A 26,529-nucleotide genomic window follows, 5' to 3' on the forward strand; every position below is an offset into this window, starting at 1 on the left:
GGTGGCCTTTCAGCCTCGGCCGAACCGAGCCGCGATCGTCTCGCGGAGCAGCCGCCGGCGGACGTCCTTGTTGGTCGCGCCCTCCGCATGCCAGAACCAGCCGTCGTCGCGCATCGTCTGCACCGCCCCGACGAACCGCTCGACGATCTCGGCGAACAGGCTGTCGTCGATGTCGAGGCTGAAGATCAGTCGCCCCGTGCCGACCCAGCTGAGCGCAAGGCCCGCCGCCCGGAGGTAGAATTGCAGCATCCAGTTGTAGGCCGAGGGCGCGTCGTAGAGCACGCTCCAGATCGTCTGGATGTTCGCGACGCGCACCGGCAACCCCTCAGCCGCCAGCGCGGCGTTGAGCATCGCGGCGCGCGCGTCCCAGCGCCGGTCGAGCCCGTCGTACAGCGCGTCGCCCGCGGGTCCGTCGATGTGGCGGAGGAAGGCATTCATCGATCCCATCACATAGGGATGCGCGTTGAACGTGCCGCGCGCGAAGCAGATGTCGACGGGGCGATCGTCGCGCCACCTCTTCATCAGATCGGTACGTCCCGCGAGAACCCCCAAGGGCAGACCGCCGCCCAGCGTCTTGCCATAGGTGACAAGGTCGGGCCTTACATCGAAATAGGCCGCCGCGCCGCCCTTCGCGAGGCGGAAGCCCACGAAGACCTCGTCGAGGATCAGCACGATGCCGTTGGCGCGGCATACCGCCGCCAGCCGGCGCAGCCAGGCGGCATAGGCGTCGCGGTCGATGCCGGCTTTCCGCCCGCCGTCGACGAGCTGTCCATCGGACGGGGCAGCGCCATTGGGGTGGAGAACCTGCAGCGGATTGACGAGCACGCAGGCGATGTCCTTGCGCGTGGCGAGAACATGCAGCGTCTGCTCCGACTGGTCGGCCAGCGTCAGCGTGCCGTCGGCGGGGACGGGATTGCCGATCCCCGGCTGCACGTCGCCCCACCAGCCATGATAGGCTCCGGCGAACCGGACGAGACGGCGCCGGCGGGTATGGTAGCGCGCGAGCCTGACTGCCTGCATCACCGCCTCCGTGCCGGACATGTGGAACGACACTTCGTCCATGCCGGACAGCGCACGCAGGCGCGCGACATTGTCCGCGACCACCGGATGCAGCGCGCCGAGCACCGGCCCGAGATCCTCGACCAGCGCAGCGCCCTCGCGGATCATCTGCTTATAGGCGTCATAGCCGAGCAGGTTGACACCGTACGATCCGGTCAGGTCGATCAGGCGGTTGCCGTCGAGATCATAGACATTGGGGCCGTCGGACCGTTCGAGGAAGGCGCCCGTGCCCAAGGTCTCGCGAACGCGGCGGCTGAACTGGAAGGGCACGCGATAGGCGCCGGTGAACTGCAGGTCGGACAGGCCGTCGCGGGTCGCACGCGTCAGCGCCAGCGTTCTGGCGAACCGCGTCGTGTAGAGCGCGCCCAGCCGTTCGAAGGCGGCCTGTCGCCGTGCGACGATCTCGTCGGGTGCGCCGTCGGCCCGGAAGAAGCGGTCGGGGCCATATTCGTAGAAGGGGATCTGGCCGGCGATGCGCTTCGCCATGCGGACGTGCCCGCCGAGCGACCGATGCTTGGCACGCGACAGCGCGAGGCGCCGGCGCCCCTTGGCCGCGGCGATCAGCCCGGCGCCTGCGGCGATGGGATAGAGGAGGATGGACATGGATGCGACTGAGCGCACGCGCGTGACGCGCCGATGACAGCGCCGAAGGGATTGATGCGCGTGCTGATGCAGGAGGACGTCAATTTCCTCCTGACCAACCGTCTTCCCCGTCGTCTCGCGACGACGGTGGTGGGCCGGATCGCCCGCGTCGAGCATCCGCTGGTCGCGAAACCCGCAATCGCCTTGTGGCGGTTTTTCGGGGGAGTCGATTTGTCGGACGCGGCGACGACGCGGTTCCGGTCCCTGCGCGATGGCTTCACCCGGGCGTTGAAGCCGGGCGCGCGTCGGTTCGACCCCGACCCGGCGACGATCGCCGCGCCCTGCGACGCGATCGTCGGCGCGCACGGCCGGATCGACGGCGATGCGCTGTACCAGGTCAAGGGCTTCCCCTACCGGCTCGGCGACCTCATTCCCGATCCCGCCCTGGTCGAGCGGTTCCGCGACGGCAGCTTCGTGACGCTGCGCCTGACCGCGGGGATGTATCACCGGTTCCACGCGCCGCACGATCTGACCGTCGAGGGATTGACCTATCTCTCCGGCGACTGCTGGAACGTCAATCCGATCGCGCTTAAGCGTGTCGAGCGGCTTTTCTGCCGTAACGAGAGGGCCGTCATCGAGGCGCGGCTTGCGGATGGAACGCCGATGCTGCTGGTGCCGGTCGCGGCGATCCTAGTGGCGAGCATCCGTTTGGTGTTCCTGGACAGCGCGCAATGCCTGCGCGACTTAGGATCGGCACGACTCGCCTGCAATGTCGCCTTGTCCAAGGGCGCTGAAATGGGCTGGTTCGAACATGGATCGACGATCCTCGTCTTCGTGCCCAGGGGCGTGCGCCTGCGGCGCGAGTTGGTCGAGGGCGAGGCGATCCGGGCCGGGGATGCAATCGCCTTCCTCGATCCGCCGTCGTTGCCACGAAACGGATGACGGCAAACCTTATGCCCCGCCGCGCTCGCGACGCAGCTGGTCCCAATAGGCGAGCCGCTCCTGCAACCTCTTCTCGAACCCGCGCCCGGTGGGTTCGTAGAAGCGCTGCGGGCCCAGATCCTGCGGCCAGTAGTTCGCGCCCGAAAAGGCATCCTCCGCATCATGGTCATAGGCATAATCGGCGCCATAGCCGATCTTCTTCATGAGCTTTGTCGGTGCGTTGAGGATGTTGTCGGGCGGCATCAGCGAGCCCGTCTCCTTCGCGGTCCGCCAGGCGCTCTTCTGCGCCTTATAGGCTGCATTCGACTTGGGGGCGGTGGCGAGATACAGGCAGGCCTGGGCGATCGCCAGTTCCCCCTCCGGCGAGCCGAGGAAGTCGTAGGTGTCCTTCGCCGCGATGCATTGCACCAAGGCCTGCGGATCGGCGAGCCCGATATCCTCCACCGCAGCGCGGGTAAGCCGCCGGAGTAGGTAGAGCGGTTCCTCGCCCGCCGTGAGCATGCGGGCGAGATAGTAAAGCGCCGCCTGCGGGTCGGAGCCCCGGATCGATTTGTGCAGCGCGCTGATCAGATTGTAGTGACCCTCGCGATCCTTGTCGTAGACCGCGACGCGCCGCTGCAGGAATGCCGACAGGCCCGCCGGATCGAGCGGCTCCGACAGTTCGACCAAGAACAGCGTCTCGGCCTGGTTCAGCAGGAAGCGGCCATCGCCGTCGGCCTGCGCGACCATAGCCTCGCGGGCGGCGGGGGTGAGGGGCAGGGCGCGACCTTCCGCCGCCTCCGCCCGTCCGAGGAGCTTCGTCAGCGCGGGCGCACCGAGGCGATGCAGGATCAGCACCTGGGCGCGGCTGAGCACCGCCGCGTTCAGCTCGAACGACGGATTCTCCGTGGTCGCGCCGACCAGCGTCACCGTGCCGTCCTCGACATAGGGGAGGAAGCCGTCCTGCTGCGCGCGATTGAACCGGTGGATCTCGTCGACGAAGAGCAGGGTGCGCCTGCCGATGCGCGCATGGTCGCGCGCCTCGGCAAAGGCCTTTTTCAGTTCGGCGACGCCGGAGAAGACCGCGCTGATCGGGACGAAGCGCAGGCCCACCGCGTCCGCGAGCAAGCGTGCGATCGTCGTCTTGCCCGTGCCGGGCGGCCCCCACAGGATCATCGACGACAGGCGGCCGGCCGCGACCATACGCCCGATCGCCCCGTCGGGACCGGTCAGATGCTCCTGCCCGACGACCTCCGCCAGCGTCCGCGGGCGGAGACGATCGGCGAGCGGCGCATCGGGTCCGGGTCCGGAGGCATTGGGGGGAGGCTCCGGTTCGAGCCCGGTCAGCAGGTCTGCCATGCTCGGAAGATAGGATGCCAGGGCGGGTGCGTCGACGTGGAAGGTCACAAAAGTCGCAGTGTTTTGGTGGTTTTCCAAGATATATCTTGAGGCATCTTGACGACTCAAGATCAAGATATATCTTGAGTGCATCGAGATATGGAGTTGATGATGTTCGATCATAGGGATCACCGCGATCACGGCCGTCATGGCGGCAACGGTGCCTATGCGCATGGGCGCGCGAACGGTTTCGGGCCGCGCGGCGGCTGGGAACAATGGGGCGAGCGACTGGAGCAGCGGTTCGCCGAAATCTTCGGGGAGCATGCCGGTCGCGGCGGCGGCGGCGGTGGCGGTGGCCGACGACGCATGTTCGATGGCAGCGAGCTGCGCCTCGTCCTCCTGAAGCTGATCGCGGACTCTCCGCGCCATGGCTATGAGCTTATCAAGGCGATCGAGGAGCTGACGAGCGGCGCCTATGCCCCAAGTCCCGGCGTCGTCTACCCGGCGCTGTCGATGCTGGACGAGATGGAGTTGATCGAGGAGCAGGCAAGCGAGGGTTCCCGCAAGCGTTTCGCGGTAACCGAGGCGGGGCGGGCGCATTTGGCCAAGAATGCCGATGCGGTAGCGACATTGATCGAGCGGCTGACAGATGTCGGCTCGGAGCGCGACAGGGTCGGCTGGATGCGATCGCCGATCCAGCGTGCGATGGGCAACCTGCGCCATGCGATCCAGAATGCCGTCCCCAAGGGAGAGGCGGAGGTGGAGAGGATCCATCGTATCGCCGGCATCCTCGACGAAGCGGCGCAAAAGGTGGAGCGGTTGAAATGAGCGTGTCGGTCGCGCGCGTGCCGACGCATTCGTCGAGCCGCTACCTGCAGCAACTGGCGAAACACTGGAGCCACAAGATGGAGGTCGTCTTCACCGCGGAGGAGGGGTCGATCGTCTTCCCTAACGCCTCACGATTGGAGATGCGGGCCAGCGACGACACGCTCGACCTGCTGCTGACGGTGCCGGACGGCGAAGACGAGGCGCGGATGCGCGAGGTGGTCGCGAGCCACCTCGACCGCTTCGCCTTCCGCGAGGCGCCGCTGACGTTCGATTGGCGTCGGGGATAAGCGGCACGGTGGTTGGAGGCGGCGACAAGAATCCGGTCGAAAGGCGGAGAGGGTCTGTTCAGGCTTGCCGTATTAAGGGTAAGCCAAGGACGTAGAACAAGGCCGATCATGCGCGCACCCATGCTTTCCCGCCTCTTCCTTCTTACCGGCATGGCGGCGACCCTGTTGTCGCCCATCCCCGCAGCGGCGGCGACGTCGCCCCATCTCATCGGCCTCGAGCGCCAGCTCAGTGCCCTGGTGAGCGGACGACCGGGCGAATATGGTATTGCGGCGCTCGATCTTCGCGACGGGTCCAGCGTGGCGGTCAACGGCAACGTGTCCTTTGCGATGGCCAGCACCGTGAAGCTGGCCATCGCCGCCGCCTATCTCGCCGATGTCGACAGGGGACGCCGCAGCATGAGCGATACCGTCGCGGGGCGGACCGCGGCGAAGGCCATGGAGCTGATGATCGTCCGCAGCGACAACCAGGCGGCGGACCAGCTTCTCGCCGCGCTGGGCGGGCCTGCCGTCGTCCAGCAATGGCTGCGCTCGCACGACATGGCAGGCATACGGGTCGACCGGACGATCGCGCAGCTTTTGCGCGATCGTGGCCATCTGGCGGACGTGAAGGACGTGGCGACGCCGAATGCCATGGTCGCGCTGCTGGGACGATTGGTGGACGCGACGGTGCTGACCCCCAAAAGCAGCACCTTCCTATTCGACCTCATGCGGCGATGCGCGACCGGTACGCATCGTATCAGGGCATTGCTCCCCACGGGTACGACAGTGGAGGACAAGACAGGCACGCTCGACGGCGTCACCAACGACGTCGGGTTCGTCACCATGCCCGACGGTCACCGCGTGGCGGTCGCCATCTTCGCCCGCGGCGGGCGTGATCGACAGTCCGGCATCGCGTCGATCGCGCGTCGTCTCTACGACTATTTCGCCGACAGCGAGCGGAACGCCTTGGCGATGTTCATGCAATTGCGCTGACGTGCCGCCCCGGCCGTCACGGCTTCGGGGTTCGCCGCGACAGCATCTCGTACCGCTGACGGCGGATCGACGCCGCGCGGCACGTGGCCTGCCGGCGAGGCGCCTGCGGGACGCCCGGACGTTATTCGCTGCGCCGGAGCAACGCGACCAGATCCTGTTTCCAGAAGCGGGCGGCGGTATGGGTGCCGTGCCCGCGCGTGTCGTCGCTTTCGGGGATGAGGACGAACCGCGCGTCCTTCATCCGCGCGACCGCACGCCGCGGATAATCCAGGTTGCGCGGATTGATGAAATCGTCGGCGGAATTGATCCAGGTGGTGGGCGCCGTGATCGTCTCGAGCCGCGACCAGGGCGCATAATGCCGCGATGCATCCAGCTGGTAGATGAGATCGTTCGCGTCGGTCGCCGCGATCGACGCCGCGACGCGCTCTCGCGCGAAGGTCGCCGCAGCGTCGCGCGTGGGATATTGCGCCTGGAAGTACAGGGGAGCGGCGCCCGCGACGAACAACAGGCTGGCGGCGGTGCGAAGTCCCTGCACCGGCGGCGCGCGATAGTCGCCGCCCGCCCAGGCGGGATCGGCCTTGATCCCGTCGATCGCGAGCTGTCGCCACATGCGGTTGAGCCCTGCGATCTCGACCGGCTCGCAGGCCAGCGGCATCAGCGCCCTGGCGAAATCGGGATGGGTTTCGCCCCAGACGAGGCTGTGCATGCACCCCATCGAGGTCCCCATGATCAGCCGCATCCGGCGGATCCCCAGACCATCGTGCAGCAGCCGATATTGCGCCTCGACCATGTCGTCATAGTCGTACTGGGGAAAGTGCATGCGCAGCCCGTCGGACGGCTTCGACGATTTGCCGTGGCCGATCCCGTCAGGAAGGATGATCCAGTAGCGGGCGATGTCGAGCGGCTGGCCGGGCCCGTAGAGTTCGTCCGCGAATTGTGGGCTGAGGAACTGTCGCCCGGTCCCGCCGGTGCCGTGCAGCACCATGACGGCATTGTCGATCTCGCCCCTGGCGTTGCGGTGCGGCTGCCCCAAAGTGGTGTAATTGATGCGCAACGTCGGCAGCGTTTCGCCGGATCGAAAGCGGAAATCGCGGATGGTGAACTGCGCGTCGCGCGCGGGCCATCGCGAGACGGCCGGAGCGGGCCTGGCCGCGGGGGCCAGCGGCTGAGACTGAGACTGAGCCTGCGGCTGGGGCGCGCTGAGCGCGGTTGCGGCCTGCAGCAGCAGAAGCGGGGCTAGGAACACCATGACCCATCGTCGCCGCTGATCGAACGGCTGGCAAGTCATTGTCATCAGAGCGGATCGCCGTGGCACCGCTTCCACGAACGTGGATCAGCCCCTAGGCTTCGCTAGGATGGAGGAAGGATCGATATGGCCGTGACCTGGAAATTGGCGCTGCTGCTCGCGGTGTCGAGCGCCGCCGGCGCCAAGCAATATGACCTGCCCGCGACGCCGGCCACGGTCGCATGGGGGCATTATGAAGCGGGCGCGACCCCGGTGCTGACGGTGCGGTCGGGGGACACGGTGGTCGTGCATACGCTGATCACCAACAGTCCCAAGGGGCTGGAAGCGGCGGGACTGCCCGCGGAACAGGTGGAGCCTTCGCTGCGGGCGGTGTTCGACGGCGTGCCGGCATCGGCGCGAGGGCCCGGCGGGCATATCCTCACCGGGCCGATCGCGATCGAAGGCGCGCAGCCGGGCGACACGCTGGAGGTGCGGATCCTCAAGATCGACCTCGCCATCCCCTACGCCTACAACGCCTTCGGTCCGACGACGGGCTTTCTCACCGACGATTTCCCCTATCGACGGGTCAAGATCGTGCCACTGGACCGGCGCCGCATGGTCGGCAGGCTCGCCCCCGGCGTGGAGGTGCCGCTGCATCCCTTCTTCGGGTCTATGGGCGTCGCCCCGCCAGCGGCGTTCGGCCGCTACGACTCCACCGCCCCATCGATCCACGGCGGCAACATGGACAATCGCCTGCTGGTCGCGGGCACGACGCTGTTCCTGCCGGTGCATGCGCCGGGTGGCCTGCTGGAGGTCGGTGACGGCCATGCGGCGCAGGGCAATGGCGAGGTGGATATCACCGCCCTTGAGACATCGCTGACGGGGACGCTGCAGCTCATCCTGCACAAGCAGGGGGAGGGGCCTGCCACCGAGGCGGCCTATCCGCGCGCCGAGACTCCCGACGCCTATGTCGCCATGGGCTATGACGAGGACCTGTCCAACGCCGCGCGCAAGGCCGTGCGGAACATGATCGCGTTCCTCGTTGCTGCCAGGGGGATGACGCGCGACGACGCCTATATGCTCGTCAGTACCGCCGGCGACGTGGAGGTTACCGAACTCGTGGATCGCAACAAGGGCGTGCACGTCGTGCTGCCCAAGCATGTCTTCGTCGGTCGATGAACATCCCGTCGCTCATCAGGTTATCCGACAAATGTCTTGTTCTTGATGGTTATATTGGGCGGCTGGCCTCCGGCGAGCCGCCTCGTTGGCTCAGGCCGCCAGCCCGTTGGCGGTGACGTACGTCGCGATCTCGCCCGCAGTCGTCCACCAAATGCGGGGATCGTTCGCCTCGCGCAGCGCCGTGAGGACGCGAGCGAGCGGCGGCACGCGGTGCGCTTGGCCCATGATGTAGGGATGCAAGGCGATGCCCAGCACCAGCGGCCGGCGATCGCATTCGGACAATAGCTGATCTACCGCCGACCGGATCATGCCGGCAAAGGTCTCGGCCTCCTGCCTGCGCTGAATAATGGCTGGTATATCATTGATCTCCTGCGAATATGGTATCGACAACAGGCTGCCTTCGCGTGTGGCGAGACGCGTCGGCTGGTCGTCGTGCGCCCAATCCAGCACGTAGCTGTAGCCTTCTTTCGCGAGGAGGTCGGGCGTGTGGCGGCTTTCTGAAATCCATGGGCCGAGCCAGCCGGTCGGCCGCGTTCCGAGCGCGGCGAGCCGCTCCGTCACGTCGCGGATCATGCGATCCTCCCCATGGCGGTGCATGCGGCCCTGCGCGGCGGCGTTGCTGCCGCCATGCGCGGCGATCTCGTCGCCGCGATCGCGGCAGGCCTCGGCGAGGCCGGGACAGCGATCGAGAACGTCGGCGTTGAGCAGCGCGGTCGTGCGCAGGTTCAAACGATCGAACAGGTCGAACAGGCGCCATACCCCGACGCGGTTTCCGTAATCGCGCCAGGCATAGTTCATCACGTCGGGTTCGGTCTGCGACGGTGCCAGCTCCGCGCCCAGCCCGCCGCCGAAATCGAAGACCTCGTGATTGACGCCGAAATAGAGCGCAAGGCGCGCGCCGCCGGGCCAGTCGTACACCGAGCGGTCGGTGATCGGTCGATAGGGGTAGCGGTCGTGGTCGCGGCTCATGGGCGCAGGAACGAGCGGGCGGCCGAAACGGCTCCGGCATGGGTCGGCGGCAGGGTGATCGCCTCTCGGCCGATGGGGGGCTGCGCGTTCCTTCGTCGGCCGTGGGCTCCATCTGGATCGAGGGAACGCCCGCTCCGTGCCACATCGCAGAGCGATCGACCCCTCCCGGGCGGGAGGGGTCTGGCAAGGGACGCGTTAGGCGGTCGCGCCGCCGTCGATGTTCAGCGTGGTGCCGGTGATGTAGCTGGCGTCCGGGCCCGCGAGGAAGGCGACGGCGCCCGCGACCTCTTCGACCGTGCCATAGCGACCGAGGGGGATGGCGCCGGTCATCTGCTGTGCGAATTCGCCGTCGGCGGGGTTCATGTCGGTGTCGATGGGTCCCGGCTGCACCGTGTTGACCAGGATGTTGCGTGGCGCGAGGTCCTTCGCCCAGCCGCGCGCGAGCGCCGCCACCGCCGCCTTGGTCGCGCTATAGACGGTGGTCGCCGGAAAGGCCTTCTCGCCGGAAATGCTGCCGATCAGGATGATCCGGCCGCCGTCCCGGAGATGCGGCAGTGCCGCGCGCGTGCCGACGTGGAGGCCCTTTACGTTGACGCCGAACTGCCGCTCGTAGGTCTCGTCCGTGTCGTCCGTAATCAGCGAGAATTCGGCCACACCGGCATTGTGCACGAGGATGTCGATACCGCCTAGTGCATCCGCCGCCTGTTCGACCCCGGCGCGCTGCGACGCAGGATCGGCGGCATTCGCCTGGAACGCGAAGGCCGTGCCGCCGGCACCCTCTATGGCGGCGACGATGGCCTCCGCCGCGGCCTTGTTGCCGGCATAGGTGATGGCGACCGCGGCGCCGTCTGCGGCGAGCCGCCTGGCGATCGCCGCGCCGATGCCGCGCGAACCGCCGGTGACGAGCGCCTTCTTTCCTTCAAGTGACATGTGCAGTCTCCAAATTCCTTGCCCGCGATCACGGCATCGTGCGCTGTCGGCCCGAGGAAGATGGGACATCGGTTCAACGGTTCAATGATCCCGAACTATTAAATCGAATTATTCGTCCTATATCGTGCCCATGCCCCGTTTCACCCATCCCCGGTTGGAGGACGTGCCGCTCGATCTGGCGCTCCACGCCCTGGCCGATCCCAATCGGCTGGGCATGGTGGCGCGGCTCGCGACGGCGGAACGGCTGAGCTGCGCCGATGCCGCACCGTGCGAGTCGATCCCGAAGAGCACGCTGTCCAATCACCTCAAGCTGTTGCGCGCGGCGGGGTTGATCGAGACAACCCAGGCGGGGCGGGAGATGAGCAACGTGCTGCGCCGCGAGGAATTCGACGCGCGTTTCCCCGGTCTGCTCGACGCGGTGCTCGCCAATCGGCCGGTCTGATCACCGGCCGATCGCATCGAGTTCGGCGACCGCCGCCCCGGGCAGCGACAGCGCGGCCGCGGCGAGGTTCTCCTGCAAATGGGCCGGCGACGACGTGCCGGGGATCAGCAGGATGTTGGGCGAGCGCCGGAGCAGCCATGCCAGCGCCACCTGCATCGGCGTCGCGCCCAGCCGTGCGGCGACATCGGACAATGCCGTCGACTGCAGCGGGCTGAACCCGCCGAGCGGGAAGAACGGGACGTAGGCGACGCCCTCCGCCGCGAGCGCGTCGATGAAATCGTCGTCGGCGCGGTGTGCGAGGTTGTACTGGTTCTGGACGCAGACGATCGGCGCGATGCCGCGCGCCTCCTCGAACTGCGCGGGCGTGACGTTGCTGAGGCCGATATGCTCGACGAGTCCCTGCCGCTGGAGGTCCGCCAGCGCCTTCAGCGGCGCGGCGAGGGAGCCTTCCGCCGGGCCGTGGACGCCGAACATCAGGCGCAGGTTGACGATGGGCAGCGACGTCAGACCGAGGTTCCGGAGATTGTCCTCCACCGCGCGCGCGAGGTCATCGGGTTCGAACGCGGGCAACCATGATGCGTCGTCGCCGCGGCGGGCGCCGATCTTCGTCACGATCAGCAGATCGTCGGGATAGGGCGCCAGTGCCTCGCGGATCAATCGATTGGTGACATGCGGGCCATAGAAGTCGCTCGTGTCGATGTGGTCGACCCCGGCGTCGAGCGCGGTCCGCAGGACGGCGAGCGCCTGGTCGTGGTCGCGGGGCGGTCCGAACACCCCCGAGCCGGCGAGTTGCATCGCGCCATAGCCCAGCCGCTTCACGGTACGACCCGCAAAGGAATAGGTGCCTGCCTGTTCGATCATCGTCTGTCTCCTTACCGGCCGGAGATACGTGTTGCCTATCTTCGCGATAAGCGGGAGATATCCGAACAGGCTGTGCGGAAAACCGAACGATGAAGGCCGATCTCGCCGATTTGAACGCATTTTTGTCGGTCGCACGGGCGCGCGGCTTTCGCGATGCGGCCCGCGCGGCGGGGTCGAGCGCGTCGACGCTGAGCGAGGCGGTCCGTAGGCTGGAGGCGCATCTGGGTGTCCGCCTGCTGCATCGCTCGACGCGGAGCGTCGTGCCGACGGAGGCGGGCGCGCGGCTCATCGAGCGGTTGACCCCGGCGCTGGGCGAGGTGGAGGCGGCGCTCGACGTGATCGCTCTGTTCCGCGACCGTCCGGCGGGAACGCTGCGCCTGAACGTGCCGGTGAGCGCGGCGCGGTTGGTGCTGCCGACGATCCTCCCGCGGTTCCTCGCCGCTTATCCCGACATCCAGGTCGAGATCGTCGCGGAGGACGGGTTCGTCGACGTGGTGGCATCGGGCGGCGATGCGGGCATACGCTATGACGAGCGGCTCGAGCAGGACATGATCGCCGTGCCGATCGGCCCTCGCGTGCAGCGGTTCGCGACGGCGGCGGCGCCCGCCTATCTGGACGCGCGAGGGCGGCCGGGCCATCCACGCGACCTGCTGTCGCATCCCTGCCTGCGCGGACGGTTCGGCAGCGGGGCGCTGACCGGCCCTTGGGAGTTCGAGCGCGGCACCGAGATCGTCCGGGTCGAACCTCAGGGTCCCCTCGTCGCCAGCGTCGCCGGCGCGGTCGACCTGCTGGTCGACGTCGCGATCGCCGGTGGGGGGATCGTCCATCTGTTCGAGGATTGGCTGCGGCCGGCACTGAACAGCGGGGCGCTGGAACCGGTGCTGCACGACTGGTGGCAGTCCTTTTCCGGCCCCTTCCTCTATTATTCCGGGCGCCGGCTGGTGCCGCCGCCGCTCCGCGCCTTTGTCGATTTCGTCCGTGCGGAGGCGTGACGCGGGCACGCTGCGCGGCCGCGGTCGATGCGCATCAGGTCACAAGGCGATCTCGCGGCGTTCGGCCGCGCTTCGCGATCCCGCGTCGAGCACCTCCATCACGGCCAGCGCCTCGCCGGGCGGCACCGGATTGGGACCTTCCCCGCGGATCGCGGCGGCAAGGGCGGACCAGAACAGCCGGTAATCGCCGCGTGCGTTCGGCACGCGAACGGCGGCCGCGGGGCCGTCGACGGGGGTCAGGATGCCGTCGAGCGGATCATGCCCCCAATCGTCGCCCTGTGGCCGACGGCCCGCGATCGTCGCCGCCTCCTGGGGATCGATGCCGTTTTTGATCCAGCTGCCGCCCGTGCCGTGCACGGCGAAGCGCAGGTCGTGCGCGGCGGCGATCTTGCTGGAATGCAGCGTCACCCGCTTGTCCGCATAGCGCAATACGGCCTGGAAATAGTCGGGGGCGGGCGCACCCGCGCGCAAGGTGGCGATATCCGCGCTGATCTCGAGCGGGCGGCCGAAGAGCAGCAGCGCCTGATCGACCAGATGCGGCCCAAGATCCAGCCACGATCCCCCGGCGCGCGCTTCCTTCCACGTGGCGGCGGGCACGGGCCGCCACCGATCGAAGCGGCTTTCCATCGTGGCCACGGCGCCGAGGCGACCGTCCGCTATCAGCGTCCGGAGCGTGCGGAAGTCGGCATCCCAGCGACGATTGTGGAAGACGGTTAGCAGCTGGCCGGATCGCTCGCTCGCGGCGACGAGGCGGCGGGCGTCCTCAAGCGTCGTCGCGAACGGTTTGTCGACCAGCACGCTCTTGCCGGCGGCGAGCGCCGCCAGCGCATGCTCGGCATGCAGTGCGTCCGGGCTCGAGACGATGACGAGGTCAATGTCCCGGTCGTCCAGGAGCTGTTCGACGCTTGGGACCACGCGCGCCGCGGGAATGTCGGCGTGGACCTTGGCGGAGTCGCGGGATACGACCGCTCGAAGCGCCATGTCCTGCGACGCGGCGACATAGGGCGCATGAAAGGCGCGGCCGCCGAGGCCATAGCCGATCAGGCCGACGCCGATCATCCTCGTCATCGCGTCACTCCCCGATTGCGCATGGGCGTCGACGGAGCGGCATCGGCGGCCGATCGTCCGGTCGCGTCAACGCGCCAGCGCGAGATAGGCATCAAGCACCGCCTGATTCGCGGTGTCCCAGCGATAGGCGGCGGCCCGCTCGTGCCCGGCCGCGCCCATACCGGCGCGAAGGCCAGGATCGGCGGCGATCCGTGCGATCGCGTCGGCATAGCCCGCGACGTCGGTCGGATCGACGAGGAAACCGGTGACGCCATCCTCGACCAGATCGACTGCGCCGGTCGCTCGCGCGGCGACAACGGGCACACCGGCGGCCATCGCCTCCGTGGTCACGTTGCCGAACGTCTCGGTGATGCTCGGGTTGAAGAACACGTCCATCGACGCGACGGCGCGACCGAGATCGTCGCCTGATTGGAAGCCCGCAAAGACCGCGCCGGGCGCGACCTGCGCGAACCACTCCTCGGCCGGCCCCTTGCCGATCACCAGCGCCTTGTGGCGGACGCCGCGGCGGCGCAGTTCGGCGAGCACGTCCGCAAAGACGTCGAGCCCCTTTTCCTTGACGAGCCTGCCGAGGAAGCCGACCGCGATCTCGTCGTCGGCGATGCCGAGCCCGCGTCGCCAGTCGAGGCTGCGCCGCTCAGGGGTGAACCGGGCGTGGTCGATGCCGCGCGACCAGAGCGTCATCGGCGTCGTGACACCCCATTCCTTGAGCAGCGCGCCCATGCTGGGGCTCGGGGGCATGACGAGATCGACGCGATTGTAGAAGCGCGTCATGATCGCCTTGATCAGCGGCTCGATGAAACCGATCCGATAGTAGCGGAAATAGGTCTCGAACCGCGTGTGGAACGAGGCGACGACCGGGACATCGTGACTACGCGCCCAGGTGACCGCGCCGTGGTTGAGAAACTCCGGAGCGGAGACGTGGACGATGTTGGGCGCGAACGCCTCCAGATCGCGCCGCGTCGCGGCGGGCAGATAGCGGCCGAGCCGGTATTCGGCGCGTCCGCCCGGCATCGGTATGGCGGGCACGGATACGAGATCGCCCGTCGGCGCGAAGGCGGGCGGATCGATCGTCGGCGAATAGACGCGGACGGTCACGCCCGCGGCGAGCAGGTGGCCGACAAGCAGGTTCAATGCCTGGTTCGCACCGTCGCGGGTGTAGTTGTAGTTGCCGCTGAACAGGGCGACGCGCAGGTCGGACGGTTGCATGATGCCGCGTGCCATAGCCTTCAGAATGCGGCACGACTATGTCGTCGCTGCAATACGCATCCCGAGGAGCTTGCCATGGCCGACCTGTCCGCCTTTCCGATCGCAACCCGCTGGCCCGCGCAGTTTCCGGATCGGATCCAGCTCTACTCGTTGCCGACGCCCAATGGGGTGAAGGTCTCCATCATGCTGGAGGAGACGGGCTTGTCCTACGAGCCGCACCTCATCGACTTCGCCAGCGACGATCAGAAGTCGCCCGAGTTCCTGTCGCTCAATCCCAATGGCAAGATCCCGGCGATGATCGACCCGGAAGGGCCCGGCGGCCAGCCGATGGCCCTGTTCGAAAGCGGCGCGATCCTGCTGTACCTGGCTGAAAAGACCGGCAGGTTCCTGGGGCAGGGGCCGGTCGACCGCTGGCAGGCAATCCAATGGGTCATGTTCCAGATGGGCGGTGTCGGGCCAATGTTCGGCCAGCTCGGCTTCTTCAACAAGTTTGCCGGCAAGGACTGGGAGGACAAGCGTCCGCGCGACCGCTACCTCGCCGAAACGCAGCGTTTGCTGGGGGTGATGGACGCGGCCCTGGCGGGTAAGGACTGGTTCCTGGGCGATCATTATTCGATCGCCGACATCGCCATGCTCGGTTGGGTTCGTGGTCTCGTGACCTTCTACGAGGCGCGCGACCTGGTCGGCTTCGACCGGTTCGGCAACGTCGCGGCGTGGCTGGCGCGCGGGCTGGACCGTCCGGCGGTGCAGCGAGGGCTCACGATCCCGGCGCGGGGCTGATCCACCGCGCGGGCGTTCAACGGTAGAGGGCGCTGACGTCGAACTTCAGGCCCTCGAGCGCGGTGAGCGTGCCGCCTCGAAAGAAGGGCGCGGCGACCAGACGCATCCAGCGGACGCCGCCGTTCACGGGGCGCAGTTCGACGTCGAGCGTGAAGCCGCGATGGTGCTTGAGCGCATGTTTGCGCAGCCGCTCCATCGCCGCGCGGGAATGTTCGGCATATAGCCGCACCGCGTCCTGACGGGTGATCAGGGCACCCCGCGGCAGACCGAACAGATCGTAGACCGCGTCGGACCAGATCAGCCGCTCCGTTGGGAACTCGCAACGCCAGAGTCCCGGCATGCCGCCCGGCACCTTTAGCGAATCATGAACCACGCCCAGATCGAACCGGCTCGCGCGTTCGGCGATCGGCCAACTGTGGTTCAATGCAAGAGGTTCGGTCGGCAACATACTCGAATCGGCCCTATCACGGCAAAGATGAACTTTCCATCACGATGCGCGTGTTCCCTTATCGTTCCGCATGGGCTAGATAGGCAGCATGGCGAAACCCCAGAAACGCTACGTGTGTCAGGCCTGCGGCTCGGTCTCTCATCGCTGGGCGGGGCAGTGCGGCGATTGTGCCGAGTGGAACACGCTGGTCGAGGAAGCGGGCGCGGTCGTTACGCCGTTCCAGGCGAAGCACAATCTGCAGAGCGGCGGGCGGACGGTGCAGCTCGTCGGGCTCGATGCCGATATCGCGCTGCCGGACCGGATGGCGACCGGCATCGCCGAACTCGATCGCGCGCTCGGCGGCGGGTTCGTCCAGGGATCGGCGACGCTGATCGGCGGTGACCCGGGTATCGGCAAGTCGACTCTGTTGCTGCAGGCCGCGGCGCGATTGGCGAGCGGCGCGCCCGATGGAGCGGCGAGGCGCGTGGCCTATGTGTCCGGCGAGGAGGCAGCCGACCAGGTGCGGCTGCGCGCCCGGCGGCTCGGCCTGGGCGATGCGCCCGTCCAGCTTGCCGCCGCGACCTCGACTCGTGACATATTGACGACGCTGTCGATCGGGCCGGCGCCCGATCTGCTGGTGATCGATTCGATCCAGACCATGCATTCCGATCTGATCGAGGGCGCGCCGGGCACGGTGAGCCAGGTCCGTGCCTCCGCACAGGAACTGATCCGGTTCGCCAAGGAGCGGGGTACCGCGCTCGTGCTCGTCGGCCATGTCACGAAGGACGGCAGCATCGCGGGGCCGCGCGTGCTGGAGCATATGGTCGACACCGTGCTCGCCTTCGAGGGCGAACGGAGCCATCAGTATCGGATCCTGCGTGCGATCAAGAACCGGTTCGGCGGCACCGACGAGATCGGCGTCTTCTCGATGCAGAGCGAGGGTCTGAGCGAGGTCGCCAATCCGTCCGCTTTGTTCCTGACGCATCGGGACGAGGGGGTGACGGGCGCCACGGTGTTTCCGGCGCTGGAGGGAACCCGGCCGGTGCTGGTGGAGATCCAGGCGCTGACCGTGCGGCTGGCGAGCGGCGCAACGCCACGGCGCGCGGTCGTCGGCTGGGACTCGGGTCGTCTGGCGATGATCCTGGCGGTACTGGAGGCGCGCTGCGGCTTGTCCTTCTCGTCGGCGGAAGTCTATCTCAACGTCGCAGGCGGCTATCGCGTGCAGGATCCGGCGGCGGACCTGGCGGTCGCGGCGGCGCTGGTGTCGGCGCTGTCCGAGCGGCCGGTACCCGTGGATGCGGTGGCGTTCGGCGAAATCGCCCTGTCGGGCGAGATCCGTCCCGTCGCCCATGCCGCGCTGCGGCTGAAAGAAGCCGGCAAGCTGGGCTTCGAGCGCGCGCTGGTTCCGACCGCGATGGCAAAGGAAGAGAGCGCGCTGACCCTGTCCGGGTTTCGCACCTTGGCGCAGTTCGTCGATCATATGCTCGGGCGTTAGGGGCGGGCGAACCGCGGCCGTCCGCTACGGGTCGGCGCGTCCGCCGCGCGACCGGAACCGCGCTGACCCCCTAGCCGCGGCGGTCGCGCGTCCCTATCGAAGGTTGCATGGCTCTGACCGCTCTCGATACCATCGTGCTGCTTCTCGTCCTCGGTACCGCGGGTATGGGATTGGTGCGCGGGTTCGTGACGGAGGTGCTGTCGCTGTTCGCCTGGGTGGCGATCGTGGCGATGCTCAAGCTGTTCCATATCGCGCTGGCCGCGACATTGGTCAAAACCATCGGTACGCCCTCCGGGGCGGCCGTCGCGGCCTTCGCGATCATCGCGGGCGGCACCTATGTGGTGGGCCGGCTCGTCGCCACCGCGATCGGGCGGCGTACGCGCAGTTCGATCCTCGGGCCCGTCGACCGGGCGCTCGGTTTCGGGTTCGGAGCGCTGAAGGGGCTGATCCTCGCGAGCCTCGGCTTTCTCCTCGCTGCGCTGGTGGTCGACACGGCGCGCGGCGGCGCGGCGAACCGACCCGAATGGATGATCCGGTCGCGCACCTATCCGCTGCTCAACGCCACGAGTGCCGGCATCGCCGATTTCGTCGATCGCCGCCGCCGTGGCCTGCCCGTGTTCGGGTCGCGCGCCGCGATCGCCGAATCCGCCCCGACCAATGCGAGTGACGCGCCATGAACGCCCCCCTCTACAATGCGGAAATCCTCCGCCTCGCCGCGTCCATTCCGCATCACGAACGGCTGACCCATGCCGCCGCCACCGCGGAGAAGAGATCGCCCGTCTGCGGCAGCCGGGTGACGGTCGACGTCGGGGTGGACGAGCAAGGCCGCGTCGACGCGGTGGGATTGCTGGTGCGCGCCTGCGCGCTCGGCCAGGCGTCCGCGTCGCTGCTCGCCGCCCATATCCTCGGCCGCACGCCGGAGGACCTCGCCGCGGCCCGCGATGCGCTCGCCGCATGGCTCTCGGGCGAGGGGACGGCGCCGGACTGGCCCGGGATCGACGTACTGGCGCCCGCACGCGACTATAGCGCGCGCCACGCATCGATCCGCCTCGCCTTCGAAGCGGCGGCGGAGGCGGCGGAGCAGGCCGTCAAGGCGCGCGTCCATGCATGATGCGTCGCCCGTATCCATTCTGCGCGACGGCATGGTGCTGCTCGGTGCCGGCCTCGCCTTCGTGCTCCTATTCCGCCGCCTCGGCCTTGGTGCCACTTTGGGCTTTCTCGTCGCGGGTGCCGTGGTGGGGCCGCATGTGCTGGGCGTGGTCGGTGATGCCGAATCGAAGATCGGCGTTGCCGAACTGGGCATCACGCTGCTGCTGTTCATCGTCGGACTGGAACTGAATCCGTCGCGCTTGTGGCGGATGAAGAAGGAGATATTCGGTGTCGGCCTGCTCCAGGTCGTGGCCTGCGGACTGGCGATCACCGCAATCGTCTGGTTCGCCGGCTTCTCGATCACCGCCGCGCTCGCGCTCGGCCTGCCGCTGGCGCTGTCCTCGACCGCGCAGGTGCTGCCGATGCTGCAGTCGGCGGGGAGGCTGCGCACGCCGTTTGGTGAGCGCGCCTTCTCTATCCTGCTGTTCCAGGACCTGTCGATCGTCCCGCTGATCACCATCGTGGCGGCGATGAGCCGCAATCCGGCCGATGCCAACGCACCGCCCGGCTGGCTGCTCGGCATCTACACGGTGCTCGCGGTATTCGGCCTGATCCTGGCGGGGCGGTTCCTTTTGCGCCCCTTGTTCCGCCTGATCGGCAATCTCGGCGAGCGCGAGATGTTCGTCTTTGCCGCGTTGTTCACCGTCATCGCCAGCGCCGCGATCATGGAAGCGCTGGGGCTTTCGACCGCACTGGGCGCGTTCATCGCGGGCGTGATGCTTGCCGACAGCCCCTACCGCCACGAATTGGAGGCGGACGTCGATCCCTTCCGCGCGGTCTTGCTCGGCCTGTTCTTCCTTGCCGTCGGCATGATGCTGAATCTGCCCGCCATCGTCGAGCGGCCGGCGTTCGTCGCGACGATGGCGGTGGCGTTGATCGCCACCAAGGCGGCGGTCATCTTCCTGATCGGGCTGGCCTTCCGCATGACGTGGCGCAGCGCGCTGGCGCTGGGGCTGTTGCTCAGCCAGGGCGGTGAATTCGGCTTCGTGCTCTTCGCCCAGGCGCAGGCCGGCTTCCTGATAGCGCCGGATGCGGCCAGCCTTTTCGGAGCCATCGTCACGCTGTCGATGGCGACGACGCCGTTCCTGATGGGCGTAACCCGCCGCTTCCGGGAGGAGCCGATTGCGAAAAACCAGGAGCGCGACGGACCCAAGGCGGACGGTGCGAATGCGATCATCGTGGGATACGGCAGGTTCGGGCAGACGGTCGGACAGATGCTGCTCGCCAGCGACATTCCGGTGACGCTGATCGATACCGATATCGAGATGATCGACATCGCGGGCGAGTTCGGCGCCAAGGTCTATTATGGCGACGGTACGCGACTCGACCTGCTGCGCCAGGCGGGCGCCGCGGAAGCGGAACTGATCCTGTTCTGCATCGACGGCGACCAAATCCAGCCCGACACGCTCGAAGCGGTGCACGAGGCCTTTCCTGACGCCGAGATCTACGTCCGTGCCTATGACCGGCGCGCGCTGGTCAAGCTGAAGCAGGGGCCGGCGCGCTACGTCGTGCGCGAGGTGCTGGAATCGGCGGTCAAGATGGCGCGGCTCGCGCTCGACGGGCTGGGCGTCTCGGAGGCCGACATCGATCGCGCCGAGGAAATGTACCGGTCCCGCGACAAGGAGCGGTTGCGGATCCAGATCGAGGCAGGCGACATCCGGGCCGCCCGCGCTCTGGTCGCGGAGCAGCAGCCATGGGGGAACGACCGCTGATGCTCGGCATATTGGCAGCCCTGTCCGGCGCGCTCGCGGTCGCTGCGGGGGCGTTCGGCGCGCATGGTGCCAGCGGCGCGGCGCAGGAATGGCTGAAGACGGGCGGGCATTACCAGTTGATCCATGCCGTCGCCGCGCTCGTTGCCCTGCGCATGGAGGCGCGGGGGCCGGCCTGGCTGTTCGTCGCGGGCGGCGCGATCTTCGCCGGCACGCTCTACCTGATGGCGGTCGGCGCGCCGCGCTGGTTCGGCGCGATCACGCCGATCGGCGGCGCGATGCTGATCGGTGGGTGGCTGTGGCTGGCCTGGTCGTTGCGGGCGGGGTGAAGCGCTGATCCTTCTCGCCTACCGCTCGGGTCGGAACGGATGGCGCGCACGGTCACCGCTTCCGTCGGCACGCGTCCGAGCAATAGACGACATTCTCCCAATCGCGCGCCCATTTCTTGCGCCAGGCGAACGGGCGGTCGCAGGCCGGACAGACCTTGGTCGGCAGGTCGCGCTTGTCGACGCCGTTCGGCATCAGCGGCCTTGCGTGTCGAGGAATGTCTCGACGGCGGAGAGGTCAACCGTTCGGTCGAGGTAGGTTGCACCGATCCCCCGTGCGAGGAGAAAGGGCAGGGTCCCAGCCGCCATCTTCTTGTCATGGCGCATATGCGCGACCAGCGTCGCACCCGATGCCTCGATACCTGTGGCGGCGAGGCCGTCGGGCAGGCCGACGCTGCGGAAATGCGCGGCGACCCGCGCGGCGTCTTCACTGCCGCACAGCCCCTGCGCTGCCGAAAAGGCGAAGGCGAGCGCGCAGCCCGCGGCGACCCCTTCGCCATGCAGCAGCCGCTGCGAATATCCCGTTTCCGCCTCAAGCGCGTGGCCGAAGGTATGGCCGAGGTTGAGCAGCGCGCGCACGCCGTTCGTTTCATGCTCGTCCGCCGCGACGATGCGCGCCTTTGCGGCGACGGCATGCGCGATGGCATATTCCCGTGCCGCGGCATCGCCCGCGAGCAGCGCTTCGCCGTTCGCCTCGCACCAGGCGAAGAAAGGCGCATCGTCGATCAGCCCGTATTTGACGACCTCGGCATAACCGGCCCGCATCTCGCGCGGCGGCAGCGTGTCGAGCACGGTCGGGTCGATCAGCACCAGCGAAGGCTGATGGAAGGCACCGATCAGGTTCTTGCCCGCGCGCGTGTTGATCGCGGTCTTGCCGCCGACGGAACTGTCGACCTGCGCGAGCAGGGTGGTCGGCACCTGCACGAAGCCGCAGCCGCGCTTGAGGATCGCGCAGGCGAAGCCGACGAGATCGCCGATCACGCCGCCGCCCAACGCCAAGACATGGTCTCCGCGCTCGACGCCCAGCTCGAGCAGTCGATCGCACAGGGCGGCAAGCTGGCTCCAGCTCTTCGTCCCCTCGCCGGGTGGGAGCACGATCGCCTCGCTCTCGATACCGGCGGCATCGAGCGACGCCTGTAGCGTCGCAAGGTGCGGTCGGATGTTCTCGTCGCTGACGATCGCCATCCGTCTGCCGCGCGCCAGCGGCGCGAGCTGCTCGCCCGCGCGCGCGAGTACGCCGGCCTCGATCAGGATCGGATAGCTGCGGTCGCCGAGCGCGACGGTGACGGTTCGGCTCATCGGCGGCCGCCCGCGCCCAGCGCCTTCAGAATGGCGGCGACCGTCGCCTCGTGCGGAGCCTTGTGGCTGGTGATGTGGATATGCGCCTCGGCGTAGATGGGGTTGCGGACGGCGGCGAGCTCGGTGAGCACCTGGAGCGGATCCTTGCCGCGCAGGAGCGGGCGCGTATCGCGGCGGCGTACGCGTTCGGCCAGGACGTGCGGATGCGCGTCGAGCCAGATGGCGGTCGCCTCCGCGAGGATCAGCGCGCGCGTCTCGGCATTGATGAACGCGCCGCCACCGGTTGCGATCACCTTCGGCCGGCCGTCCATGAGCCGCGCGATGACGCGACGCTCGCCATCGCGGAAATACGCCTCGCCGAACCGTTCGAAGATCTCGGCGATGGTCATGCCCGCCGCCTCCTCGATCGCATGGTCCGCGTCGACGAAGGGCAGGGAGAGGCGGCCGGCGAGGCGGCGACCCACGGTCGACTTGCCGACGCCCATCAGCCCGACGAGCACGATCGGGCGCGCCGCCGGCGCGGCGGATGCAGGGTCCGGCCCGGCAGTCTGGGGAACAGCGCTTTGCAACATGGTTTGCCGCGCTATACAGCGGGGGCGGACGGGGCAAAAGCTCCGTCCCCGCGTTTTTCCGTGAGCCAAGGTAGGTTATGTCCCGCTTCGCGATCTCCGTCATCGTGCTCCTCGTGGTTGTGGTCGGCGGGCTGTTCCTGCTCGCCGGGCGCGCCTCCGAGCGGCCCCAGACCCATGTCGAGAAGGCCGTGACGCTTGCCAATCTCAGCTAGGCTGCGCGTCGGCGTCGCCGCGGCCGCGCTCGGCGCGGTGGCGATCGCCGCGTTCGGCCCGGCATCGGGCCAGGAGCGCCCCGAATCGATCCTGCCCCCCGGATTCGGGGAACCGGCCGCCCAGGCCAGTCCCACCCCGCGTCCATCGTCCAGCGCCACCGCGCCGACGCCGGGCGTGACCGTGTCGCCGGATACGATGGTCCAGCCTTTGCCGACGACCAGCGTTTCGCCCACCGCGACGCCCAGCGCGATGCCGACGGTGGATCCCGCCGTGCTGGCGCAATATGAGATGCCCGATTATGCGCGGCGATCGCTCGATGCGGTCGGGCCGGTCGGGCCGCGCGAGGGCGGGCTGGATGCGGATCTGTTCGCGCAGGCGGACGGCCACTTCGCCGAGGCGCTGATGCGGCGTATCGCCGCTCCCTTGCCGTCCCGCTGGATGTCGATCCTGTTGCGCCGCGCCCTTGCGACGCGCGTCGCGACGCCCGCCGGGGTCGACGGCGCGGATTTCGCCGCGGAACGCGCCTGGCTGCTGCTGCGCATGGGGGAGTCGGTGGCGGCGCGCGCAGTGGTGCAGAGCGTCGACACCGAGGACTATACCCCCAAACTCTTCCAGGTCGCGATGAGTGCCGAACTGGCGAGCGGCGATCCGGCCGGCCTGTGCCCGCTGGCGGACGCCGGCGCGACGCAGGCGCCGGCGCGGGGCTGGGTGCTGGCACGCGCGATCTGCACCGCGCTGCGCGGCGAAGCGGCGGCGGCCAAGGCGCAGATGACCGCGATCCGGCGCCGCAACGTTGCGACCGGCATCGACCTGCAGCTGACGCAGAAGGTGGTCGGCGCCGCGCCGGGCGGCGGACAGGCGGTGACGATCGAGTGGGCCGGCGTCGACCGGATCGACGACTGGCGGTTCGGCCTTGCCGCCGCGACGGGCGTCACGATCCCCGACCCCTTGCTCGCATCGGTCGGCCCGCAGGTGCGCTACTGGTATGCCCTGTCGCCCGGCATCGGCGTGGGCGACCGGATCGCGGCCGCCGAGGCGGCGGCGGGGCAGGGCGTCCTCTCGTCGAACGCATTGGTCGATCTCTATGCCGCGGTCGACGCGGCCGACGACATGCCCGGCGTGGCCAGCGCGACGGCGAGCGATCTCAGGACCGCTTATGCCGGGGGGAGCGTCGATGCCCGCCTTGCGGCGATGCGGCAATTGTGGGGCGATGCGACGACGCAGCCACCCTATGCGCGGCTGGTCCTTACCGCGCGCGCGGCCGGGCGGATCCCCGCGCGGATAGGGCTGAGCGATGCCGACCGGCTTGTCGCGTCGATGCTGACGGCGGGGCTCGATCGCAGCGCGGCGCGATGGCGCATGGCGGTCCCGGAAGGCGGCGATGCGTGGGCGATGATCACGCTCGCCGATCCCGACGCGGGCGAGCGCCTGAACTATGGCGTGCTGTCGCGCTATTCGGGTAGCGGGGATGCGGCGTTGAAGCAGCGGCTGTTCTTCGCGGGCCTAGCGGGGCTCGGCCGCCTGGCGCCCGAGGACGTGGAGCGTGCCGCCGAGGCACTCGACGTGCGGATCGGGGCATCGACGCCCTGGACCCAGGCGATCGATCGCGCCGCGGCGAACGGTGACCAGGGCAACGTCATCCTGTTGGCAGCGATCGGCATGCAGACGCCGCACTGGCGCGGCGTGCCCCCCGCGATGCTTTACCGTATCATCGGGGCGCTTCGCACCGTCGGGCTGGAAGGTGAAGCGCGGATGATCGCGGCGGAGGCGCTCGCGCGCGTGTGAGCGACGCTCCGCTGATCGATCGTTTTCTCGACATGCTCGCCGCGGAGCAGGGGGCGGCGGCCAATACCATCGCGGCCTATCGCAGCGATCTCCTGCTGGCGTCGCAAGCGCTCGGTGGGCGGTTGAAGACGGCGGACGAAGCCGCGATCCGGCACCTGTCGGAACTCTGGGCGCCGCTGGCGCGGGCGACCGTCGCGCGCAAGGCAGCGGCGCTCCGTCGCTTTTTCGCGTTCCTGCATGGCGAGGGCGACATTGCGGACGATCCCTCCGTCGCGCTGCCACGTCCCGGCAGCGCGCGGCGGCTGCCCAAGGTGCTGAGCCACGCGGACGTCGAGCGCCTGTTCGCCGCGATCGCCGGGCGTACGGGCGTGGCGCGGCCGCTGCCGGGCGACCTGCGTCTCGCCGCCCTGATCGAGCTGCTGTACGGCTCCGGCCTGCGCGCGAGCGAGGTCGTGGCGCTGCCGCGCGCGGCCGTACATCCTGACCGGCCGTTTCTGATCCTGCGCGGCAAGGGCGGGCGGGAGCGTCTGGTGCCGATCTCCGACCGCGCGCGTGCCGCCGTGGCGGCATGGCGGGTCCACGTGCCGGCGGACCGAGCCTGGCTGTTCCCGTCAGGAAAGGGCCACCTGTCGCGCATCCGGCTGTATCAATTGGTAAAGGCGCTTGCCGCCGATGCGGGAATCGCGCCTGACCGGGTCAGCCCGCATGTCTTGCGCCATGCTTTCGCGACGCACCTGCTCGCGGGCGGAGCCGACCTGCGCGCGCTGCAGGCCATGCTCGGCCATGCCGACATCGCGACGACCGAGATCTACACGCATGTCGACAGCGGCCGGTTGGTGGAGCTGGTCAACAGCCGCCATCCGCTCGCCGACAGCGGCCGCGTTGACGGGAAGGCGGCGCGCATCTAACCCCCCGCCGATGCCGAGCTTCCTCGATTTCGAAAAGCCGATCGCCCAATTGCAGGGCCAGATCGACGAATTGCGCGAAACCGCCGCCGACGGCGGAGTCGATATCGCCGCTGACGTGGCGCGACTCCAGGCCAAATCCGACAAGCTGCTGCGCGACACCTTCGCGAGGCTGACGCCCTGGCAGAAGACCCAGGTCGCGCGCCATCCGGAACGACCGCATTTTCGCGATTACGTCGTCGGCCTGTTCGACGAATTCGTGCCGCTCGCGGGCGATCGCGCCTTTGCCGACGATCAGGCGATCGTCGGCGGCTTCGCCACCTTCCGCGGCCGGCGCGTGATGGCGATCGGGCATGAAAAGGGCTGGGACATCGCCAGTCGCCTGAAGCACAATTTCGGCTCCGCCAAGCCGGAGGGCTATCGCAAGGCGATCCGCCTCGTCGAGCTGGCCGATCGATTCGGGCTGCCGGTGGTGACGCTGGTCGACACGGCGGGCGCCTTCCCGGGCGTGCAGGCCGAAGAGCGCGGCCAGGCCGAAGCGATCGCCCGCTCGACCGAGGCGTGCCTTGCTGCGGGTGTCCCGGTCGTCGCGGCGATCGTCGGCGAGGGCGGATCCGGCGGCGCGGTCGCGCTGGCCGCGGGCAATCGTGTGCTGATGTTCGAACACGCCGTCTATTCGGTGATCAGTCCCGAAGGGTGCGCGGCGATCCTCTGGCGCACGTCCGACAAGGCGCCGGATGCGGCCGAGGCGATGCGAATCACCGCGCAGGACCTGCGTGGACTTGGTATCGTCGACACGATCGTTCCGGAGCCGCTGGGCGGCGCGCATCGCGATCCCGCCGCGGCGATACAGGCGTTGGGCGATGCACTGGCGGAGGCGCTCGACTCGCTGTCGCCGCTCGATGGCAAGGCGCTGCGCCAAGAGCGGCGGCAGAAGTTCCTGGCGATGGGGCGCCTCTGATCGGCGGTGGACGCCGGCTGGACATACCAAAAGGGCGGCGAACCGATGG

At 68.5% G+C, this 26,529-nt stretch carries 29 protein-coding genes; 17 read left to right on the forward strand and 12 right to left on the reverse strand.

Annotated features, from left to right (window positions below):
* Nucleotides 1–9: 9 nt before the first annotated feature.
* The gene (locus RF701_RS01440; RefSeq protein WP_308813827.1) at nt 10–1,662 is read right to left on the reverse strand and encodes an aminotransferase class III-fold pyridoxal phosphate-dependent enzyme; all 1,653 of its coding nucleotides are present in this window, start codon (nt 1,660–1,662) and stop codon (nt 10–12) included.
* Between the two features lie 33 nt (nt 1,663–1,695).
* On the opposite strand from RF701_RS01440, the gene asd reads away from it, so the two are divergent.
* Nucleotides 1,696–2,583 carry an archaetidylserine decarboxylase gene (gene asd, locus RF701_RS01445; RefSeq protein WP_308813828.1) on the forward strand — a complete coding sequence of 296 codons (888 nt, stop codon included), beginning with the start codon at nt 1,696–1,698 and terminating at the stop codon, nt 2,581–2,583.
* Between the two features lie 9 nt (nt 2,584–2,592).
* Here asd and RF701_RS01450 read toward each other — a convergent pair whose 3' ends face one another.
* On the reverse strand, nt 2,593–3,921 hold the full coding sequence (locus RF701_RS01450) for a replication-associated recombination protein A (protein WP_308813829.1): 1,329 nt from the start codon (nt 3,919–3,921) through the stop codon (nt 2,593–2,595).
* Between the two features lie 150 nt (nt 3,922–4,071).
* Between RF701_RS01450 and RF701_RS01455 the strand changes: the two genes are divergently transcribed.
* The 3 genes from RF701_RS01455 to RF701_RS01465 all read left to right on the forward strand — a co-directional run bounded on the left by RF701_RS01455 (nt 4,072) and on the right by RF701_RS01465 (nt 5,987).
* Nucleotides 4,072–4,728 carry a PadR family transcriptional regulator gene (locus RF701_RS01455; protein WP_308813830.1) on the forward strand — a complete coding sequence of 219 codons (657 nt, stop codon included), beginning with the start codon at nt 4,072–4,074 and terminating at the stop codon, nt 4,726–4,728.
* Entirely contained in the window at nt 4,725–5,015 is a 291-nt protein-coding gene (locus RF701_RS01460) for a DUF2218 domain-containing protein (RefSeq protein WP_210358717.1), read from the forward strand. Before RF701_RS01455 ends, RF701_RS01460 begins: the two co-directional genes overlap by 4 nt.
* Nucleotides 5,016–5,123: 108 nt before the next feature.
* A complete protein-coding gene (locus tag RF701_RS01465; protein WP_308813831.1) occupies nt 5,124–5,987 on the forward strand; it encodes a serine hydrolase in 864 nt (287 codons plus the stop codon).
* Between the two features lie 121 nt (nt 5,988–6,108).
* Here the strand turns inward: RF701_RS01465 and RF701_RS01470 are convergent, their stop codons facing one another.
* Complete coding sequence (locus RF701_RS01470) at nt 6,109–7,236, reverse strand: alpha/beta fold hydrolase (RefSeq protein WP_308813832.1); 1,128 nt, start codon at nt 7,234–7,236, stop codon at nt 6,109–6,111.
* A 123-nt stretch (nt 7,237–7,359) separates the two neighbouring features.
* Here RF701_RS01470 and RF701_RS01475 point away from each other — a divergent pair, with 123 nt between their 5' ends.
* On the forward strand, nt 7,360–8,391 hold the full coding sequence (locus tag RF701_RS01475) for an acetamidase/formamidase family protein (protein WP_308813833.1): 1,032 nt from the start codon (nt 7,360–7,362) through the stop codon (nt 8,389–8,391).
* Between the two features lie 90 nt (nt 8,392–8,481).
* On the opposite strand, the gene RF701_RS01480 is transcribed toward RF701_RS01475, so the two are convergent.
* Together RF701_RS01480 and RF701_RS01485 are read right to left on the reverse strand one after the other, a co-directional pair.
* Nucleotides 8,482–9,360 (reverse strand): polysaccharide deacetylase family protein, encoded by an 879-nt coding sequence (locus RF701_RS01480; protein WP_308813834.1) that lies wholly within the window; start codon nt 9,358–9,360, stop codon nt 8,482–8,484.
* A 195-nt stretch (nt 9,361–9,555) separates the two neighbouring features.
* Entirely contained in the window at nt 9,556–10,290 is a 735-nt protein-coding gene (locus RF701_RS01485) for an SDR family oxidoreductase (RefSeq protein ID WP_308813835.1), read from the reverse strand.
* Between the two features lie 130 nt (nt 10,291–10,420).
* On the opposite strand from RF701_RS01485, the gene RF701_RS01490 reads away from it, so the two are divergent.
* Nucleotides 10,421–10,732, forward strand: coding sequence for a helix-turn-helix transcriptional regulator (locus tag RF701_RS01490; protein WP_210358722.1), 312 nt, complete (start codon nt 10,421–10,423; stop codon nt 10,730–10,732).
* Here the strand turns inward: RF701_RS01490 and RF701_RS01495 are convergent, their stop codons facing one another.
* Nucleotides 10,733–11,593, reverse strand: a complete 861-nt coding sequence (locus tag RF701_RS01495; RefSeq protein WP_308813836.1) for an aldo/keto reductase family oxidoreductase — start codon at nt 11,591–11,593, stop codon at nt 10,733–10,735.
* 89 nt (nt 11,594–11,682) lie between these two features.
* On the opposite strand from RF701_RS01495, the gene RF701_RS01500 reads away from it, so the two are divergent.
* Nucleotides 11,683–12,585 carry a LysR substrate-binding domain-containing protein gene (locus RF701_RS01500; protein ID WP_308813837.1) on the forward strand — a complete coding sequence of 301 codons (903 nt, stop codon included), beginning with the start codon at nt 11,683–11,685 and terminating at the stop codon, nt 12,583–12,585.
* A gap of 39 nt (nt 12,586–12,624) precedes the next feature.
* Here RF701_RS01500 and RF701_RS01505 read toward each other — a convergent pair whose 3' ends face one another.
* Nucleotides 12,625–13,653 carry an oxidoreductase gene (locus tag RF701_RS01505; protein ID WP_308813838.1) on the reverse strand — a complete coding sequence of 343 codons (1,029 nt, stop codon included), beginning with the start codon at nt 13,651–13,653 and terminating at the stop codon, nt 12,625–12,627.
* Between the two features lie 66 nt (nt 13,654–13,719).
* Nucleotides 13,720–14,859: a glycosyltransferase family 1 protein gene (locus RF701_RS01510; protein WP_308813839.1), complete on the reverse strand. Its 1,140-nt coding sequence runs from the start codon at nt 14,857–14,859 to the stop codon at nt 13,720–13,722.
* Between the two features lie 75 nt (nt 14,860–14,934).
* Between RF701_RS01510 and RF701_RS01515 the strand changes: the two genes are divergently transcribed.
* A complete protein-coding gene (locus RF701_RS01515; protein WP_287979560.1) occupies nt 14,935–15,639 on the forward strand; it encodes a glutathione S-transferase family protein in 705 nt (234 codons plus the stop codon).
* A gap of 16 nt (nt 15,640–15,655) precedes the next feature.
* Here the strand turns inward: RF701_RS01515 and RF701_RS01520 are convergent, their stop codons facing one another.
* Nucleotides 15,656–16,063: a PAS domain-containing protein gene (locus RF701_RS01520; protein ID WP_238941136.1), complete on the reverse strand. Its 408-nt coding sequence runs from the start codon at nt 16,061–16,063 to the stop codon at nt 15,656–15,658.
* 112 nt (nt 16,064–16,175) lie between these two features.
* On the opposite strand from RF701_RS01520, the gene radA reads away from it, so the two are divergent.
* From radA to RF701_RS01545, 5 genes are all read left to right on the forward strand, one after another.
* Entirely contained in the window at nt 16,176–17,561 is a 1,386-nt protein-coding gene (gene radA, locus RF701_RS01525; protein WP_308813840.1) for a DNA repair protein RadA, read from the forward strand.
* 107 nt (nt 17,562–17,668) lie between these two features.
* Entirely contained in the window at nt 17,669–18,238 is a 570-nt protein-coding gene (locus RF701_RS01530) for a CvpA family protein (protein ID WP_203311131.1), read from the forward strand.
* Nucleotides 18,235–18,672 (forward strand): iron-sulfur cluster assembly scaffold protein, encoded by a 438-nt coding sequence (locus RF701_RS01535; RefSeq protein WP_308813841.1) that lies wholly within the window; start codon nt 18,235–18,237, stop codon nt 18,670–18,672. The genes RF701_RS01530 and RF701_RS01535 overlap by 4 nt, the downstream gene beginning before the upstream one ends.
* A complete protein-coding gene (locus tag RF701_RS01540; protein WP_203311129.1) occupies nt 18,665–20,422 on the forward strand; it encodes a cation:proton antiporter in 1,758 nt (585 codons plus the stop codon). Before RF701_RS01535 ends, RF701_RS01540 begins: the two co-directional genes overlap by 8 nt.
* Nucleotides 20,404–20,748, forward strand: a complete 345-nt coding sequence (locus RF701_RS01545) for a DUF423 domain-containing protein (RefSeq protein ID WP_203311128.1) — start codon at nt 20,404–20,406, stop codon at nt 20,746–20,748. Before RF701_RS01540 ends, RF701_RS01545 begins: the two co-directional genes overlap by 19 nt.
* A 52-nt stretch (nt 20,749–20,800) precedes the next feature.
* Here RF701_RS01545 and RF701_RS01550 read toward each other — a convergent pair whose 3' ends face one another.
* From RF701_RS01550 to RF701_RS01560, 3 genes are read right to left on the reverse strand one after another with little or no spacing between them, the layout of a single operon-like run.
* Nucleotides 20,801–20,941 (reverse strand): DUF2256 domain-containing protein, encoded by a 141-nt coding sequence (locus tag RF701_RS01550; RefSeq protein ID WP_210358732.1) that lies wholly within the window; start codon nt 20,939–20,941, stop codon nt 20,801–20,803.
* Nucleotides 20,941–22,044, reverse strand: a complete 1,104-nt coding sequence (gene aroB / locus RF701_RS01555; protein ID WP_308813842.1) for a 3-dehydroquinate synthase — start codon at nt 22,042–22,044, stop codon at nt 20,941–20,943. Before aroB ends, RF701_RS01550 begins: the two co-directional genes overlap by 1 nt.
* Nucleotides 22,041–22,616, reverse strand: coding sequence for a shikimate kinase (locus RF701_RS01560; protein ID WP_287979565.1), 576 nt, complete (start codon nt 22,614–22,616; stop codon nt 22,041–22,043). Before RF701_RS01560 ends, aroB begins: the two co-directional genes overlap by 4 nt.
* Nucleotides 22,617–22,693: 77 nt before the next feature.
* Between RF701_RS01560 and RF701_RS01565 the strand changes: the two genes are divergently transcribed.
* Genes RF701_RS01565 through RF701_RS01580 form a run of 4 tightly spaced genes read left to right on the forward strand, consistent with a single transcriptional unit; the run spans nt 22,694 to nt 26,480 of the window.
* A complete protein-coding gene (locus RF701_RS01565) occupies nt 22,694–22,828 on the forward strand; it encodes a hypothetical protein (RefSeq protein WP_269801925.1) in 135 nt (44 codons plus the stop codon).
* Nucleotides 22,812–24,614: a hypothetical protein gene (locus RF701_RS01570; protein WP_308813843.1), complete on the forward strand. Its 1,803-nt coding sequence runs from the start codon at nt 22,812–22,814 to the stop codon at nt 24,612–24,614. The genes RF701_RS01565 and RF701_RS01570 overlap by 17 nt, the downstream gene beginning before the upstream one ends.
* Before the next feature lie 32 nt (nt 24,615–24,646).
* Nucleotides 24,647–25,522, forward strand: coding sequence for a tyrosine-type recombinase/integrase (locus RF701_RS01575; protein WP_374758644.1), 876 nt, complete (start codon nt 24,647–24,649; stop codon nt 25,520–25,522).
* 10 nt (nt 25,523–25,532) lie between these two features.
* Nucleotides 25,533–26,480, forward strand: a complete 948-nt coding sequence (locus tag RF701_RS01580; RefSeq protein WP_308813845.1) for an acetyl-CoA carboxylase carboxyltransferase subunit alpha — start codon at nt 25,533–25,535, stop codon at nt 26,478–26,480.
* The last annotated feature ends 49 nt before the right edge of the window (nt 26,481–26,529 follow it).

The organism is Sphingomonas sp. GV3 (genome assembly GCF_031082075.1).
Classification (GTDB): domain Bacteria; phylum Pseudomonadota; class Alphaproteobacteria; order Sphingomonadales; family Sphingomonadaceae; genus Sphingomonas; species Sphingomonas beigongshangi.

Excerpts from the sequence above, each read along its gene's own strand:
- RF701_RS01515 (WP_287979560.1), top strand. The coding sequence starts at position 14,935 with ATGGCCGACCTGTCCGCCTTTCCGATCGCAACCCGCTGGCCCGCGCAG.
- RF701_RS01530 (WP_203311131.1), top strand. The coding sequence starts at position 17,669 with ATGGCTCTGACCGCTCTCGATACCATCGTGCTGCTTCTCGTCCTCGGT.
- RF701_RS01490 (WP_210358722.1), top strand. The coding sequence starts at position 10,421 with ATGCCCCGTTTCACCCATCCCCGGTTGGAGGACGTGCCGCTCGATCTG.
- RF701_RS01540 (WP_203311129.1), top strand. The coding sequence starts at position 18,665 with ATGCATGATGCGTCGCCCGTATCCATTCTGCGCGACGGCATGGTGCTG.
- asd (WP_308813828.1), top strand. The coding sequence starts at position 1,696 with ATGACAGCGCCGAAGGGATTGATGCGCGTGCTGATGCAGGAGGACGTC.
- RF701_RS01535 (WP_308813841.1), top strand. The coding sequence starts at position 18,235 with ATGAACGCCCCCCTCTACAATGCGGAAATCCTCCGCCTCGCCGCGTCC.
- RF701_RS01580 (WP_308813845.1), top strand. The coding sequence starts at position 25,533 with ATGCCGAGCTTCCTCGATTTCGAAAAGCCGATCGCCCAATTGCAGGGC.
- RF701_RS01495 (WP_308813836.1), bottom strand. The coding sequence starts at position 11,593 with ATGATCGAACAGGCAGGCACCTATTCCTTTGCGGGTCGTACCGTGAAG.
- RF701_RS01510 (WP_308813839.1), bottom strand. The coding sequence starts at position 14,859 with ATGCAACCGTCCGACCTGCGCGTCGCCCTGTTCAGCGGCAACTACAAC.
- RF701_RS01450 (WP_308813829.1), bottom strand. The coding sequence starts at position 3,921 with ATGGCAGACCTGCTGACCGGGCTCGAACCGGAGCCTCCCCCCAATGCC.
- RF701_RS01565 (WP_269801925.1), top strand. The coding sequence starts at position 22,694 with ATGTCCCGCTTCGCGATCTCCGTCATCGTGCTCCTCGTGGTTGTGGTC.
- RF701_RS01550 (WP_210358732.1), bottom strand. The coding sequence starts at position 20,941 with ATGCCGAACGGCGTCGACAAGCGCGACCTGCCGACCAAGGTCTGTCCG.
- RF701_RS01460 (WP_210358717.1), top strand. The coding sequence starts at position 4,725 with ATGAGCGTGTCGGTCGCGCGCGTGCCGACGCATTCGTCGAGCCGCTAC.
- RF701_RS01480 (WP_308813834.1), bottom strand. The coding sequence starts at position 9,360 with ATGAGCCGCGACCACGACCGCTACCCCTATCGACCGATCACCGACCGC.
- RF701_RS01575 (WP_374758644.1), top strand. The coding sequence starts at position 24,647 with ATGCTCGCCGCGGAGCAGGGGGCGGCGGCCAATACCATCGCGGCCTAT.
- RF701_RS01505 (WP_308813838.1), bottom strand. The coding sequence starts at position 13,653 with ATGACGAGGATGATCGGCGTCGGCCTGATCGGCTATGGCCTCGGCGGC.
- RF701_RS01440 (WP_308813827.1), bottom strand. The coding sequence starts at position 1,662 with ATGTCCATCCTCCTCTATCCCATCGCCGCAGGCGCCGGGCTGATCGCC.
- RF701_RS01455 (WP_308813830.1), top strand. The coding sequence starts at position 4,072 with ATGTTCGATCATAGGGATCACCGCGATCACGGCCGTCATGGCGGCAAC.
- RF701_RS01470 (WP_308813832.1), bottom strand. The coding sequence starts at position 7,236 with ATGGTGTTCCTAGCCCCGCTTCTGCTGCTGCAGGCCGCAACCGCGCTC.
- RF701_RS01475 (WP_308813833.1), top strand. The coding sequence starts at position 7,360 with ATGGCCGTGACCTGGAAATTGGCGCTGCTGCTCGCGGTGTCGAGCGCC.
- RF701_RS01545 (WP_203311128.1), top strand. The coding sequence starts at position 20,404 with ATGGGGGAACGACCGCTGATGCTCGGCATATTGGCAGCCCTGTCCGGC.
- RF701_RS01500 (WP_308813837.1), top strand. The coding sequence starts at position 11,683 with ATGAAGGCCGATCTCGCCGATTTGAACGCATTTTTGTCGGTCGCACGG.
- RF701_RS01485 (WP_308813835.1), bottom strand. The coding sequence starts at position 10,290 with ATGTCACTTGAAGGAAAGAAGGCGCTCGTCACCGGCGGTTCGCGCGGC.
- radA (WP_308813840.1), top strand. The coding sequence starts at position 16,176 with ATGGCGAAACCCCAGAAACGCTACGTGTGTCAGGCCTGCGGCTCGGTC.
- RF701_RS01465 (WP_308813831.1), top strand. The coding sequence starts at position 5,124 with ATGCGCGCACCCATGCTTTCCCGCCTCTTCCTTCTTACCGGCATGGCG.
- RF701_RS01560 (WP_287979565.1), bottom strand. The coding sequence starts at position 22,616 with ATGTTGCAAAGCGCTGTTCCCCAGACTGCCGGGCCGGACCCTGCATCC.
- aroB (WP_308813842.1), bottom strand. The coding sequence starts at position 22,044 with ATGAGCCGAACCGTCACCGTCGCGCTCGGCGACCGCAGCTATCCGATC.